This window comes from Bartonella taylorii 8TBB (assembly GCF_902825155.1).
Classification (GTDB): Bacteria; Pseudomonadota; Alphaproteobacteria; order Rhizobiales; family Rhizobiaceae; genus Bartonella; species Bartonella taylorii_A.
Window position 1 is genome coordinate 1 of sequence record NZ_CADEAG010000235.1, and the last position, 379, is coordinate 379.

At 47.8% G+C, this 379-nt stretch carries 1 pseudogene; it reads right to left on the reverse strand.

Annotated elements, in window-relative coordinates:
• Positions 1–379, reverse strand: a pseudogene (locus J7R13_RS09445) (glycine dehydrogenase (aminomethyl-transferring)); the annotation flags it as partial.

The window sequence follows — 379 nt, forward strand, 5'->3', positions numbered from 1 at the left end:
CGATCATCATCGAGAACACGAACAAGACGCCCACCTGCTTTCGCTTGACGCGCAATCTCTCGAGATTTTCCCTTAACAACAATGCTTACACAATCAAAAAAAGCTTCTCCTTCACAAAGAATGCCCGCTGCCTCTAAACCAGCAACAAAGCGACACGTTAAATGATGAATTCGCTGAGCAATTTCCTGCAAGCCTTGCGGTCCATGCCAAACGGCATAAGCCGTTGCCATATTTGCCAACAAAGCCTGCGCTGTACAAATATTCGACGTAGCTTTATCACGCCGGATATGTTGCTCACGGGTCTGCAATGCCAAACGAAAACTAACGCGTCCTTTTGTGTCAACGGGTTGACCTACTATACGTCCTGGTATGAGGTGGG